The 13187-nt window shown below is 67.7% G+C and carries 13 protein-coding genes; 10 read left to right on the top strand and 3 right to left on the bottom strand.

Annotated features, from left to right (window positions below; translation table 11 throughout):
* From rimM to B5V46_RS03710, 6 genes are all read left to right on the top strand, one after another.
* Window positions 1-507: a ribosome maturation factor RimM gene (gene rimM, locus B5V46_RS03735; protein ID WP_080615335.1), complete on the top strand. Its 507-nt coding sequence runs from the start codon at window positions 1-3 to the stop codon at window positions 505-507.
* Window positions 508-544: 37 nt separating this feature from the next.
* Entirely contained in the window at window positions 545-904 is a 360-nt protein-coding gene (locus B5V46_RS03730; RefSeq protein WP_080615334.1) for a hypothetical protein, read from the top strand.
* A gap of 38 nt (window positions 905-942) precedes the next feature.
* Window positions 943-1746 carry a tRNA (guanosine(37)-N1)-methyltransferase TrmD gene (gene trmD, locus B5V46_RS03725; protein ID WP_080615333.1) on the top strand — a complete coding sequence of 268 codons (804 nt, stop codon included), beginning with the start codon at window positions 943-945 and terminating at the stop codon, window positions 1744-1746.
* Between the two features lie 285 nt (window positions 1747-2031).
* A complete protein-coding gene (gene rplS / locus B5V46_RS03720; RefSeq protein ID WP_080615332.1) occupies window positions 2032-2403 on the top strand; it encodes a 50S ribosomal protein L19 in 372 nt (123 codons plus the stop codon).
* A gap of 11 nt (window positions 2404-2414) precedes the next feature.
* Entirely contained in the window at window positions 2415-2636 is a 222-nt protein-coding gene (rpmE, locus tag B5V46_RS03715; RefSeq protein ID WP_080615331.1) for a 50S ribosomal protein L31, read from the top strand.
* A gap of 737 nt (window positions 2637-3373) precedes the next feature.
* Window positions 3374-4183, top strand: coding sequence for a division plane positioning ATPase MipZ (locus B5V46_RS03710; RefSeq protein WP_080615330.1), 810 nt, complete (start codon window positions 3374-3376; stop codon window positions 4181-4183).
* A gap of 168 nt (window positions 4184-4351) precedes the next feature.
* Here the strand turns inward: B5V46_RS03710 and B5V46_RS03705 are convergent, their stop codons facing one another.
* The 3 genes from B5V46_RS03705 to B5V46_RS03695 form a co-directional block, all read right to left on the bottom strand.
* A complete protein-coding gene (locus B5V46_RS03705; RefSeq protein ID WP_080615329.1) occupies window positions 4352-5935 on the bottom strand; it encodes an ABC-F family ATP-binding cassette domain-containing protein in 1584 nt (527 codons plus the stop codon).
* Between the two features lie 331 nt (window positions 5936-6266).
* The gene (locus B5V46_RS03700; RefSeq protein WP_080615328.1) at window positions 6267-6572 is read right to left on the bottom strand and encodes a hypothetical protein; all 306 of its coding nucleotides are present in this window, start codon (window positions 6570-6572) and stop codon (window positions 6267-6269) included.
* A gap of 189 nt (window positions 6573-6761) precedes the next feature.
* On the bottom strand, window positions 6762-7691 hold the full coding sequence (locus B5V46_RS03695) for a LysR family transcriptional regulator (protein ID WP_080615327.1): 930 nt from the start codon (window positions 7689-7691) through the stop codon (window positions 6762-6764).
* A gap of 104 nt (window positions 7692-7795) precedes the next feature.
* Here B5V46_RS03695 and B5V46_RS03690 point away from each other — a divergent pair, with 104 nt between their 5' ends.
* From B5V46_RS03690 to B5V46_RS03675, 4 genes are all read left to right on the top strand, one after another.
* Window positions 7796-9214 carry a form I ribulose bisphosphate carboxylase large subunit gene (locus B5V46_RS03690; RefSeq protein WP_042456572.1) on the top strand — a complete coding sequence of 473 codons (1419 nt, stop codon included), beginning with the start codon at window positions 7796-7798 and terminating at the stop codon, window positions 9212-9214.
* Window positions 9215-9235: 21 nt separating this feature from the next.
* Entirely contained in the window at window positions 9236-9592 is a 357-nt protein-coding gene (locus B5V46_RS03685; RefSeq protein ID WP_042456575.1) for a ribulose bisphosphate carboxylase small subunit, read from the top strand.
* 83 nt (window positions 9593-9675) lie between these two features.
* Window positions 9676-10479: a CbbQ/NirQ/NorQ/GpvN family protein gene (locus B5V46_RS03680; RefSeq protein WP_080615326.1), complete on the top strand. Its 804-nt coding sequence runs from the start codon at window positions 9676-9678 to the stop codon at window positions 10477-10479.
* Window positions 10480-10484: 5 nt separating this feature from the next.
* A complete protein-coding gene (locus B5V46_RS03675) occupies window positions 10485-12776 on the top strand; it encodes a nitric oxide reductase activation protein NorD (protein ID WP_080615325.1) in 2292 nt (763 codons plus the stop codon).
* The last annotated feature ends 411 nt before the right edge of the window (window positions 12777-13187 follow it).

Raw genomic sequence — 13187 nt, 5'->3', positions numbered from 1 at the left:
ATGACCGACAGGGTCTGCGTCGGCGCGATTTCCGGGGCTTTCGGGGTCCGGGGCGAGGTGCGGCTGAAAAGCTTCTGCGCCGATCCCGGGGCCATTGCCGATTACGCGCCGCTTTACACCGAGGATGGCAGCCGCAGCTTCGGGCTGCGGATCACCCGCGCGGTCAAGGAGGGCTTTGCCGCACGGATGTCCGGGATCGAGACCAAGGAAGAGGCCGATGCGCTGAAGGGCGTTCGGCTTTATGCCGACCGCGACCGGCTGCCCTCGCTGCCCGATGACGAATTCTACCACGCCGACCTGATCGGGCTGACCGTGGTCGACCCGGGCGGCAAGGTGCTGGGCACGGTGCGCGCCGTCCATGACCATGGCGCGGGCGATCTGCTCGAGATCCAGGGGCCGGGACTGACCTCGACCGTGCTTCTGCCCTTCACCAATGCCTGCGTACCGACCGTCGATCTTGCGGCGGGGCGTCTCATTGCGGATCCGCCCGAAGGGGTGTTCCCCTGAGCCTCACCCCAATCCGCTGACCAGGAGCGTCAAGCCCATGAACCTGCCCCAGATCTTTTACGCCGTGATCCTGTTCGGTGCCGTCCTCGGCGGCGCCACCGGAATCGATGCCTGGGTCATCGTCGTGATCGCAGCCCTTGCGGTCGTCGCCAACGTGTTCGACCCCACCGCCAGGCAGAAGCGCGCCGAGGACGGCAAGACCCTGACCAAGGCCCTGCCGATGATCGTCGTCAACCAGGTGATCTGGACCAACCTCGCCTTCCTGATCGGCCTGGGCGTCGCCTGGCCCTTCGGCGGCAGCATCGTCGCCCTGCCGGTTCTGGTGCCGCTGATCGTCTCGGCCATCGGCTGTGCCGGGGCGCTCGCCGCTGGCATGAAGCCCGGCCCGAAGGCCTGACCCCTCCGCCACCCCGGAAAACCCGAGAGAGACCGCCCATGACGGACAGACCCAAATCCCATGGGCGGCTTTCGATCTCGGCCAGCCTTCGCCCCGGCGACCTGATGTCCGACCGGCCGCGCCTAAAGGGCGCCTGGAGCGCGCGGGTCATCACGCTTTTCCCCGACGCCTTCCCCGGCATCCTCGGTCTGTCCCTGACCGGCAAGGCGCTCGATCAGGGGCTCTGGGCGCTCGAAACCATCGACCTGCGCCCCTTCGGCGAGGGCCGGCACCGCAATGTCGATGACACCCCCGCGGGCGGCGGCGCCGGCATGGTGCTGCGGGCCGATGTGGTGGCGAAGGCCTTCGACCGGGCCGCGCTCGGCACGCCCGGGGATCGCGGCCGCTGGCCGGTGATCTATGTCTCGCCGCGCGGGGCCCCCTTCACCCAGGCCACCGCCCGCCGCTTCGCCGCGGCCGAGGGCCTGACCGTGCTCTGCGGCCGGTTCGAAGGGGTCGACGAGCGCGTACTCGAGGAATACGCGGTCGAGGAAGTGTCCTTGGGCGATTTCGTCCTGACCGGCGGCGAGATCGCGGCCGAGGCGATGATCGACGCCACCGTGCGGCTGTTGCCGGGGGTGCTGGGCAATGCCGCCTCGACCGAGGAGGAAAGCCATTCCGCCGGGCTGCTGGAGCATCCCCACTATACCCGCCCCGCCGACTGGCGCGGCCGGGCCATTCCCGAGGTGCTGCTGTCGGGCAATCACGGTGCCATCGAGCGCTGGCGCCGCGACATGGCCGAGCGCCTGACCGAGGCCCGCCGCCCCGATCTCTGGGCCGCCTATCGGCGCAGGACCGACTAGATCGTCCCGCGCAGCGCAGGCCGCAAACAGCTTGATCGCCGCCCCTGCCTTGACTATACACCGCCCGTCCGGGGCTTTCGCGAGTCGGCCGGACCCTTTCTTTTTGGCCTCGCGTTTCTTCGACGCGGCCCGGGCCGGGGGAAGGATCACCGAACAGGAAACGCAACCTGATCTCTGGCGGGCGCCCCCGGATGGGACGAAGGCGGACCCGGACGAAGGCACAGAGCTCTGAGGCGGCAAGAAAACTTCGCGGATCCAAACCGCGAGCGAAACCGGAGACATGCGATGAACCTGATCGCGCAACTGGAGGCCGAGCAGATCGCCGCGCTCGGCAAGACCATTCCCGACTTCAAGCCGGGCGACACCGTCCGGGTGGGCTACAAGGTGACCGAGGGCACCCGCACCCGGGTGCAGAATTACGAAGGCGTGTGCATCTCGCGCAAGAACGGCCATGGCATCGCCGGCTCGTTCACCGTGCGCAAGATCTCCTTCGGCGAGGGTGTGGAACGGGTGTTCCCGCTGTTCTCGACCAATATCGACACGATCGAGGTCGTCCGTCGCGGCCGCGTCCGCCGGGCCAAGCTCTACTACCTGCGCTCGCGCCGGGGCAAATCGGCCCGGATTGCCGAAGACAGCAACTACAAACCCAAGGCGTAAGGAGCGGTCTTATGCGCAAGGACATCCACCCCGATTACCACGCCATCGAGGTCAAGCTGACCGACGGCACCATGATCACCATGAAATCGACCTACGGCAAGGAAGGCGACACTCTGTCGCTCGACATCGACCCCAGCGTGCACCCGGCCTGGACCGGCGGCAGCTCGCGCCTGATGGATACCGGCGGCCGCGTGTCGAAGTTCAAGAAGAAATACGAGGGTCTCGGCTTCTGAGCCACCCTGCGAAACGCATCGCGGAACGCCGTCCCTCGGGGGCGGCGTTTTCGTTTCAGGACCTCCGCCCCGCCCCAGCCTCGAACCCCTCCCCGTGATCCGTCCGGATCGGCCCATCGGCGCGATACCGGGCGCACCGTCCCGGCTTTTGCCGCAGAGCGTCTGCAGCTTGCTGCGCGGACCGGTCCCGCTGCGGAGCCTTGGGAGAGACCGGCCGCGCCCGCGTCGCTTATGCGGCGCGCCATCCTCGACACGGCCCTTCGCTTCGCCATTTTGCTCAGGCTGCAGCCGCGCCAGGCAGGTTTGCCCCGCCGGGCCAGAACCCGTCGCAAAAGATCGCTGCTGAAACTGTCTCCGAGACCGACAGCGCTCCGGACAGGCCAAACCCCCGGCAGAAACTCCGAATGGCGCCCGATCCGCGCGCGCGCCGGTCATGCCCCCCGCATGCGCGAGACCGGGATCGCCCCTCTTTCCGCGTTTCGCGCAGCCCGCAGCGCAGGGACCGCCGGGGCGGCGCGACCGCGTGGATGCCTGGCTTCGAGCCACCCCGGAACTGTCGATCGGACGACCGCCGCGATCCCGGCCCGACAGGACGCGATCTCGGCCCCGGGCATCGCTGGAAGGCTGCCTGAAGACATTCCCTCAAGGCCCCGCAGCGGCTTCCAATCCCTCCCCCCTCACCTTAAAGTGAGCGTGGGTCTCTCCGGCGAGGGGCCGGTCAGGAAGCGAGGTTGGCAGTGGCGCATATCATCGTCGTCGGCAACGAAAAGGGCGGCGCGGGAAAATCCACCGTGTCGATGCATGTGGCCACGGCGCTGGCCCGTCAGGGGTTCCGGGTCGGTGCGCTCGATCTCGACGTGCGGCAGCGTTCGCTGGGCCGCTTCTTCGACAACCGTTCGGCCTATATCGCCCAGAGCGGCGTCGACCTGCCCTCGGCCGAATTCCGCGAATTGCCCGAGATCGACCCCGCCGAGCTCGACGAGGGCGAGAACCTGCATGACCGACGCCTGTCCACCGCCATCGCCGAGCTCGAACGCGAGAAGGACTTCATCCTGATCGACTGCCCCGGCTCGCATACGCGGCTCAGCCAGGTGGCGCATACGCTGGCCGATACGCTGATCACGCCGCTCAATGACAGCTTCATCGATTTCGACCTGCTGGCGCGGCATGACGGCGGCACCGGCAAGATCCTCGGCCCCTCGATCTATTCGGAAATGGTCTGGAACGCGCGGCAGATGCGGGCGCAGGCCGGGCTGAAACCCATCGACTGGGTGGTGCTTCGCAACCGGCTGGGGGCGCAGCAGATGCACAACAAGCGCAAGATGGGCAAGGCGCTTGAAAACCTCTCGCGCCGGATCGGGTTCCGGGTCGCGCCCGGTTTTTCCGAACGGGTGATCTTCCGCGAGCTGTTCCCGAACGGCCTGACCCTTCTGGACCTGAAGGATACCGGCGTGACCAGCCTCAACATCTCGAACGTGGCCGCGCGCCAGGAGCTGCGCGACCTGATGGCAGCGCTGAAACTGCCCGAGGTCGAAGCGGTGGCCTGAGCCGGCCTGACGCCCTGCCCGGGCGCCGGCGGTTCTGCCCTTTCCGGCCTTCGGCACTGCCAAGGCGCGGGCCGATTTCGGAGCGGCACCGAAAACGCCCCCTTCTTCACGGGTCATGTCCGGCTGGCATGATCCGCAGCCGGAGGGGCCCCCTTCGGAACGGAACGATCACCCTTTCAACGAAACGACCCTGTCCGTTCGGAGCGACCCCAGGAAGGCCCGGTCGTGGCTGACCACGACCACCGCGCCGTCATAGCGGGCCAGTGCCGCTTCCAGCGCCTCGATCCCCTCGAGATCGAGATGGTTTGTCGGCTCGTCAAGAAGCAGAAGCTGTGGCGGCGGCGTCGCGCCGAGAACGCAGGCAAGACCCGCGCGCAGCTTTTCGCCGCCGCTCAGCCCCCCGGCGCGGCGCAGCGCATCCCTGGCGCGGAACCCGAACCGGGCCAGCGCGGTGTGGGCCGTTTGCGTCGTGGCCTGAGGGTTCAGATCGAGAAAGGTCTCAAGCAGCGTCCGGTCCGGATCGAGCATCCCGACATGCTGGTCCAGAAGTTCCCAGGGGACACAGACACGCGCCTGCCCCGCCACCGGCGTGAGCGCGCCGGTGATGAGCTTGAGAAGGGTGGTCTTGCCGCTGCCATTCGGTCCCGCGATCACGACGCGCTCGGGACCGGTGATGGTAAGCGAAAAGTCCCGGATCGCCGGAGCCGCCGCATCATGACCGCCGGTCACGCGGTCCATGACCAGGACGGTCCTGCCGGCCGGCAGGCCGCTCGGTGCGATCTCCATATGGAGCGGGGTCAACAGCTCGGTCTTCTCGCGGGCGGCGGAGAGGGCCTCCTGGGCCGCATCCATCCGGGCCTCGCGGAGGCGCGCCCCCGCGCCGCCGGAGGCTTCCGCGCGGCCCCTGGCAGCATCCATCATGATCTTTGGCTGATCCCCCTTCGCCCGTGACTTGCGGCCGCCGCTGTCCTTCCGGGCCTTGCGCTCGGTGGCCTGCTGCGCGCGGCGCGCGACCTCTGCCCGGGTCTTCTCCGCATGGGCTGCGTCCTGCGCCGCTGCGGCGCGCTCGCGGGCCTTCTGCTCGCGGAAGGCCATGTAATTGCCCCCGTATCTTGCCGCGCCGAGGGAGGTCAGCTCGACGATGGCATCCATCTCCTCCAGCAACTCGCGATCGTGACTCGCGACGATCGCTCCGCCGGTCCAGCCGCGCAGCAGCTCGATCACCGCACGACGCCCCGTGCGGTCGAGATTGTTCGTCGGCTCGTCCATGAGCAGGAAATCGGGCTCTGCCAGGATCAGCGCGGCCAGCGCCGCCCGACTGCGCTGCCCGCCCGACAGCGTGGCAAGCCGGGTCCGCGGACCGGCCGCGAGACCGACCTTGGCCAGCGCCGCCTCGATCCGGGCGGGCAAGGTCCAGTCCGCCGCGGCCAGCTCATCGGCGCTCGCCCGCCCCTGCTCGGCCCGGTCGATCACATTCAGGGCCTGACGCGCGCCCAGAAGATCGGCGATGGTCTCGTCGGGATGCTGCAGAGCCTCCTGGCGCATCATGGCAACCGAGCCGGTGATGCCGACCTGGCCGCCTGCCGGAGCCGCAGCCCCAGCGATCACGCGCAGAAGAGTGCTTTTCCCGGCACCGTTGAGGCCGACGAGACCAGAGCGCTCGCAGCCGAAGGTGAGATCGAGACCGGTGAAGAGCGGTGTGCCGTCAGGACGCGACCAGGACAGGCCGGAGAGCGAAACGGATGCAGGCATGGGACAGGACTTCTCGCAAGGAAACCGAAAGGGAGCGGGCTGCGAGCGTCATGTCCATGGGCGGGTGCATCTCCTGCGATGGGATGGCAGGTATTTACCAAAGCCGATGCGCTCTGGCAAGGTTCCGGGGGGGGGACTGCGCCGAGAGGGCTCGGGGCCGGGTCTCGACCGTCAAGAAGCGCCTCCCACCCGCGCAGCGGGTGCGGTCAGGGTGACTGACGAGTGGCGGCGGCAAAACCGGGCCGCGGCGCCGAGGCGCCCGACAGGGAAATCGTGATCGCAATGGGCAGGCGCCCCGACCGACCGCCGTGACCGTCCTCGCGGGGAAGGCTCAGCCGATGTCGTGGCCCGCGGCCCGGGCCGAGACTTCCTGCAGGCCATGCACCAGGAAGATGCCCATCAGGCCGTGATAGAGGATCGCGCCGCCCAGTACGTGCAGCATGTAGATCCAGCCCTCGGCAAAGGTCGAGATCACCACGACGACAAGCGCGCCCAGCGCCGATGCCGCCAGCGCCACCAGCATCGCGCGGCCGTTGGGCCCCAGCCTGCGGGCGACGATGGCGCGGCGCTCGAGCTCGGCCGCGCCCAGCAGCACAACCAGCGAGAAGCCGAGATACAAGGCGAAGACCTGCATCATCCCTGACATCCTTCTTTCTGCTCTCTGCGGCCGCAGCCGGTTGGGTCGGGGCCGCCCGTTCCGCAAGCGTTACCTCCGTCGCACGCATTTCGCAATGACGCGCTGTGCGCAGTCGCCAGGCAACCGGCCCCGACCCGGCCGGGCACGACCCAGCCGCCCCGACCCAGCCGGCTGCGACAGCCCGGAGCCTCAGGCGGTAGCGGCCGGCCCCGCGGCCCCGGTCTCGACCGCCTGGCGGGCATGGGCGACCAGATGGTCGAGAAAGGCCTCGGCCACGACCGAGAGATGCTTGCCGCGCGGATAGGCCACCTGCCATTGCCGCAGCAGCGGAAAGCCCGCCACGTCCAGCACCGTCAACGCGCCCGTCACCCCTTCCAGCGCCAGCGTGTCGCGCGACAGCGCCCCCAGCCCCAGCCCGCCGATCACCGCCTGCTTGATCGCCTCGTTCGAGCCCAGCTCCATCCGCATCGGCAGCGTGAGCCCCCGCGCCCGGAAGAAGCGTTCGACCGCCAGCCGCGTGCCCGAGCCGCGCTCGCGCAGAAGAAACGGCTCGCGCGCGACCCGCTCGGGCGGAATGCCGCGCTCGGCCGCCAGCGGATGGTCGGGCCGCGCGATCAGGACCAACGGATTGTCGGCAATGGCCGTCGCCACCACGTCGAGCCCCTCGGGCGGGGTGCCGAGAATGCACAGATCGTCCTCGCGGGCGGCGAGCCGGGCCAGCACCGCCTGGCGATTGGTGACCGTCAGTGCCACTTCGATGCCGGGATTGGCGTCGCAGAACTGGCCCAGGAGGCGCGGCAGGAAATATTGCGCGGTCGAGACGATGGCCAGCGTCAGCCGCCCCGCACGCAGGCCCCGCATATCGGCCAGCCGCATCTCCATCCGCCCGACCGCATCCAGCGTCTCGCGCGCGCCGTCGACCACCACGCGGCCCGCATCCGTCGGCTGCATCCGCTTGCCGATCCGGTCCAGAAGCGTGACGCCCAGACTGTCCTCCAGCTGCTTGACCTGGGTGAAGACGGCGGGCTGGGTCAGGTTCAGCTCTTCGGCGGCGCGGGTATAGCTTTGATGCCGGGCCACCGACAGGAACACCGACAATTGCCGCAGGCTGATCCGCATAATATGCAATTCCCTATCTTTAACCTAAAAACTATTCAGTTTTACAAAGGCATTCAAGCGCCCATAGTGCCGCCCAACGACAACATCCCGTCGGAGGAGCACAGATGGCCAAGACCTATGACGCCGGTGTCAAGGAATACCGGTCGACCTATTGGGAGCCCGATTACACGCTGAAGGACAGCGACATCCTCGCTGTCTTCAAGGTGATCCCGCAGCCCGGCGTCTCGCGCGAGGAAGCCGCGGCCGCCGTCGCCGCCGAAAGCTCGACCGGGACCTGGACCACGGTCTGGACCGACCTGCTGACCGATCTCGACTATTACAAGGGCCGCGCCTACGCCATCGAGGACGTGCCGGGCAGCGACGAGGCCTTCTATGCCTTCATCGCCTATCCGATGGACCTGTTCGAGGAAGGCTCGGTCGTCAACGTCTTCACCTCGATCGTGGGCAATGTCTTCGGCTTCAAGGCGGTGCGCTCGCTGCGGCTCGAAGACGTACGCTTTCCGCTGTGGTTCGTCGCCACCTGCTTCGGCCCGCCCCATGGCATCCAGGTCGAGCGCGACAAGATGGACAAGTATGGCCGCCCCCTTCTGGGCTGCACCATCAAGCCCAAGCTGGGGCTGTCGGCCAAGAATTATGGCCGCGCGGTCTATGAATGCCTGCGGGGCGGGCTGGACTTCACCAAGGATGACGAGAACGTCAATTCCCAGCCCTTCATGCGCTGGCGCGACCGGTTCCTGTTCTGCCAGGAGGCCATCGACAAGGCCGAGGCCGAGACCGGCGAGCGCAAGGGGCACTACATGAACGTGACCGCGCCCACCATGGAAGAGGTCTACAAGCGCGCCGAATTCGCCAAGGAGCTGGGCACGCCGATCATCATGTCGGATTACCTGACGCTGGGCTGGGCGGCGCATAACTCGCTGTCGAAATGGTGCCGGGACAACGGGCTGCTTCTGCATGTCCACCGCGCGATGCACGCGGTGCTGGACCGCAACCCCAATCACGGCATCAACTTCCGGGTGCTGGCCAAGATGCTGCGGTTGCTCGGCGGCGATCACCTGCATTCGGGCACCGTGGTCGGCAAGCTCGAAGGCGACCGGGCGGCGACGCTGGGCTGGATCGACCTTCTGCGCGACCGCCATATCAAGGAGGACCGCTCGCGCGGGATCTTCTTCGATCAGGACTGGGGCGCGATGCCGGGGGTCTTCCCGGTCGCCTCGGGCGGCATCCATGTCTGGCACATGCCGGCGCTGGTCTCGATCTTCGGCAATGACTCGGTCCTGCAATTCGGGGGCGGCACACTCGGCCACCCCTGGGGCAACGCGGCCGGGGCCGCGGCGAACCGGGTCGCGCTCGAGGCCTGCGTGCAGGCCCGCAACGAGGGCCGCGAGCTGGAAAAGGAGGGCAAGGAGATCCTGACCGAGGCGGCGAAACACAGCCCCGAGCTGAAGGTCGCCATGGAGACCTGGAAAGAGATCAAGTTCGAATTCGACACCGTCGACAAGCTCGACACCCAGCACCGCTGAGCGCCCGGAGGGAGAGAGAGAATGAGCAAGGTTCAGGACTACACCTCGCGGCTGTCGGACCCCGCGAGCCGCCGGATGGGCACCTTTTCCTACCTGCCCGAGATGGATGACGCGCAGATCCGCAAGCAGGTGGAATGGATCGTGAAACATGGCTGGAACCCGGCCATCGAACATACCGAGCCGCAATTCGCCAAGTCCAACTACTGGTACATGTGGAAGCTGCCGATGTTCGGGGAAACCGATGTCGACGCGATCCTGGCAGAACTGAAGGCCTGCCATGACGCGAACCCCGACAACCATGTCCGCCTGATCGGCTACAACAATTACAGCCAGAGCCAGGGCGCCAACATGGTCGTCTATCGCGGCACGCCGGTCTGACCGGCCGCCCTTGAAACAGCGCACCGCGCCCTGACCGGGCGCGGTCCCGACCAGTGCCGCATCATCCCCGGGGAGGACGGACCATGACCGACATGCTCGACCAGTACCGCGTTGCGGACGAGCCCTATTACCGGCCCGTCGCCGACGAGGTCGCGCTTTACGAGGCCGCCTATGCGGCGAAGATGCCGGTGATGCTGAAAGGCCCGACGGGCTGCGGCAAGACCCGCTTCGTCGAGCACATGGCCTGGCGGCTGGGCAAGCCGCTGGTCACGGTCGCCTGCAACGAGGACATGACCGCCTCGGACATCGTCGGCCGCTTCCTGCTCGAGCCCGAGGGCACGCGCTGGCAGGACGGCCCGCTGGCCTTCGCCGCGCGCCATGGCGCGATCTGCTATCTCGACGAGATCGTCGAGGCACGGCAGGACACCACCGTCGTCATCCACCCGCTGACCGACAACCGCCGCGTCCTGCCCCTTGAAAAGAAAGGGGAAATCTTGCGCGCGCATGAGGATTTCCACCTCGTGATCTCGTATAACCCCGGCTATCAGAGCCTGATGAAGGACCTGAAACAGTCCACCAAGCAACGCTTCGGCGCGCTCGATTTCAGCTATCCCGAGCATGCGACCGAGGTCGAGATCGTCACCCATGAGGCGGGCATCGATGCGACGGAGGCGGGCAAGCTGGTCTCGATCGCCGAACGCGCCCGCAACCTCAAGGGCCACGGGCTCGACGAAGGAATTTCCACCCGGATGCTGATCCATGCCGGCTCGCTGATGGCGCGCGGGATCGAGGCGCCCGCCGCCTGCCGCATGGCGCTGGTGCGCCCGATCACCGACGATCCCGACATGCGCGACGCGCTCGACGCCGCCGTCGCCACCTATTTCTGATCGCCATGGCGAGGCTCGAGGACTACGCAGAGCTGCTGGCCGATCTCGACGCGCCGCAGCGCGAGACGCTGGAAGAGCTCTGGCCCGAGGCGGTGCGCCTGCTCAGCCCGCGCGGGCTCGACAACTGGCTGAAGGGCACGGCGGCGCTGTCGCATATGGGGCGCGGCGATCACATCGTGCGCAGCTGGATCGAGACCGTGCCGACCGTCGCCCGCGATCTGGGCGAGGACATCATTCCCGATCTGGCGCAGGCCTGTCTGGGCTTTGCCTCGCGCACCTCGGGCGCGGTGATCGAACGGGTTCTGGCGACCGCCCCCGTGGCCTCGCGCCGCCTGTCGGACCCCGAGCTCTTCCGCGCCTATCTGCAACTCCTGAACCAGTTGCTGGCGCAGGCGCCGCGCGGCCTGCGACCGATGCTGGAGCATCTCGAAGAGCTGCTGAGCGTGCTGACGCTCGGTGGCCTGCGCCGCTGGGCCAGCTGGGGCGCCGAGGCGCATCGCACCGATTACGAAGAGCTGAGCCGCTATTTCGGCCTCGAAAGCGCGGAATCGCAGGCGATCCTGCAACGTGAGCGCAAGGGCACGCTGTTCGTCGACATCCACCGGCGGATCGGGATGTATCTGCGTGCGCTCTGGGGCCGCGATTTCCTGATGCGCCCGACGGCGGGCGATTTCGAGGCCCGCGAGGGAATCCGCCCCCATATCGCCGAGTATTTCCTGCATCTGCCAGACGCCTATGACGACTGGGAGGGCGTGCCGGGGCTCGACCTCTACCGCGCCGCCGCCGCCCATGCCGCCGCCCATGTCATGGTCACCACTGCGCCGCTGAAGGGCGACGAACTGAACGCGCTGCAACGCGCCTGTATTGGCCTGATCGAGGACGCGCGCGTCGAGGCTCTGGCCATCGCCCGCTTCCCGCGCCTGCGCGATCTCTGGCTGCAATTCCACCGCCCCGCCGCTGACGGGTCGATGACCGCGCGCTTCGGCCGGATCGCGCTGGCGCTGCTGGACCCCGACACGCCGCTGGAGGACGAGACCGCGGACTGGGTGCGGGCGGCTTTCGCCGGGGCCGATCCGGGCACCGCAGAGACATCCTTCGATCTGGGCCTGCAACTGGCGCATCGTCTGCGCAACGAGCCCTATTCCGCCTGGCGCGACGGGCAGGCCGCGCCCTATCGCGACGACAACCGTTATATCTGGGAATTCGAGGCAACGGTCGACTGGGAAAAGGGCGTCGCGCCCGAACAGCAGGTCCGCAAATATGTCTCGGTCTCGGAGATGGTGAACGAGGTCGAGGTCGAGACCGCGGGTGACGACGCCCAGGAGATCTGGGTTGCCGAGACCGAGCTGTTCGACGATGACGGCGTCTCGTTCAACGAGAAGGAGGGCAAGGCGCCCGTCGCGCCGCCCGTGCCCTATGACGAGTTCGACTACCGCATCCAGATGCACCGTCCGGCCTGGGCCATGGTGCAGGAAAAGCGCCCGCGCCTCGGCGATCCGGCCGATATCGACGCGATCCTGACCGAAAACCGCAAGCTGACCCAGCGGATGCGGCACCTGCTGGACGCGATGCAGCCGCAGGGCGTCCAGCGCATCCGCAGGCTCGAGGATGGCGACGAGATCGACCTGAACGCCGCGACCCAGGCGATGATCGATATCCGCATGGGGCGGCAACCCGACCCGCGGGTGATGATGCGGTCGGTTCGCAAGACCCGCGACATCGCGGTGATGGCGCTTCTGGACCTGTCGGAATCGACGAACGACCCGGTGACGGGGCAGGATCAGACGGTGCTGGACCTGACCCGGACGGCGACCGTGCTTCTGGCCGAGGCCATCGCCAAGGTGGGCGATGCCTTCGCGCTGCATGGTTTCTGCTCGGACGGGCGGCACAACGTCTTCTATGCCCGCTACAAGGATTTCGACCAGCCCTGGGGCGAGATCCCGAAGGCGCGGCTGGCGGGGATGGAGGGGCATCTCTCGACCCGCATGGGCGCCGCGATCCGCCATGCGGGGGCGCATCTGGGCCGCGTCGCCGCCGCAAAGAAGCTGATGCTGGTCATCACCGACGGCGCGCCCTCGGATATCGACGAGCGCGATCCGCAATATCTGCGCCAGGACGCCCGCGCCGCCGTGCAGGAGGTCGCCAAGACCGGCGTCATCCCGTTCTGCCTGACTCTCGACCCGCGCGCCGATCAATATGTCGCGCAGATCTTCGGGCAGCGGAACTTCCTGGTGCTGGAAAACATCGCCCGCCTGCCCGAACGCCTGCCCCAGCTTTACGCGGGCCTGACCCGCTAGGCCCTGCCCGGAGTCCTGCCCGCACTGCGCGCCTCTGCCCTAGCAGGCTGCAACGGCCTGTCGGCGGTCAGGGGCCTCCAGATCGGCGGATGTTCGGGTGAAGATCGAAAACCGAGACGAATTTGACCAGGCGCCCCCTTTGGCGAGGCGCAATGGGCCGCGGATCAGAGAGTGCCTTCCGAACCGGCAGAGCCCTTCGGTGGCATCGAAAATCAGGGGGAAGCGATAGCCCCCGTCCTTCCATCACCTCCGCCTTTATCCACAACCCGGCAAGGCCGCTATACGGCCGGACGGAACCAAGGCGAGAGATTGCCCCTTCCCAAGAGCATATACCGTAATTCAGCGGCATGCAGGCGACCGCAACGCGCTCGGCATGGCCGCATCGGTGCGGTCCTGCCCCGCCGAAGCGGC

Source organism: Rhodovulum sp. MB263 (assembly GCF_002073975.1).
In the GTDB taxonomy this organism is placed as follows: Bacteria; Pseudomonadota; Alphaproteobacteria; order Rhodobacterales; family Rhodobacteraceae; genus Rhodovulum.
The sequence above is the reverse complement of the archived record's forward strand: the minus strand, read 5'-3'. Positions and strand labels throughout refer to the sequence as shown.

Coding starts and splice junctions, on each gene's coding strand:
- rimM (WP_080615335.1), top strand. CDS start 1: ATGACCGACAGGGTCTGCGTCGGCGCGATTTCCGGGGCTTTCGGGGTC.
- B5V46_RS03730 (WP_080615334.1), top strand. CDS start 545: ATGAACCTGCCCCAGATCTTTTACGCCGTGATCCTGTTCGGTGCCGTC.
- trmD (WP_080615333.1), top strand. CDS start 943: ATGACGGACAGACCCAAATCCCATGGGCGGCTTTCGATCTCGGCCAGC.
- rplS (WP_080615332.1), top strand. CDS start 2,032: ATGAACCTGATCGCGCAACTGGAGGCCGAGCAGATCGCCGCGCTCGGC.
- rpmE (WP_080615331.1), top strand. CDS start 2,415: ATGCGCAAGGACATCCACCCCGATTACCACGCCATCGAGGTCAAGCTG.
- B5V46_RS03705 (WP_080615329.1), bottom strand. CDS start 5,935: ATGCCTGCATCCGTTTCGCTCTCCGGCCTGTCCTGGTCGCGTCCTGAC.
- B5V46_RS03700 (WP_080615328.1), bottom strand. CDS start 6,572: ATGATGCAGGTCTTCGCCTTGTATCTCGGCTTCTCGCTGGTTGTGCTG.
- B5V46_RS03695 (WP_080615327.1), bottom strand. CDS start 7,691: ATGCGGATCAGCCTGCGGCAATTGTCGGTGTTCCTGTCGGTGGCCCGG.
- B5V46_RS03690 (WP_042456572.1), top strand. CDS start 7,796: ATGGCCAAGACCTATGACGCCGGTGTCAAGGAATACCGGTCGACCTAT.
- B5V46_RS03685 (WP_042456575.1), top strand. CDS start 9,236: ATGAGCAAGGTTCAGGACTACACCTCGCGGCTGTCGGACCCCGCGAGC.
- B5V46_RS03680 (WP_080615326.1), top strand. CDS start 9,676: ATGACCGACATGCTCGACCAGTACCGCGTTGCGGACGAGCCCTATTAC.
- B5V46_RS03675 (WP_080615325.1), top strand. CDS start 10,485: ATGGCGAGGCTCGAGGACTACGCAGAGCTGCTGGCCGATCTCGACGCG.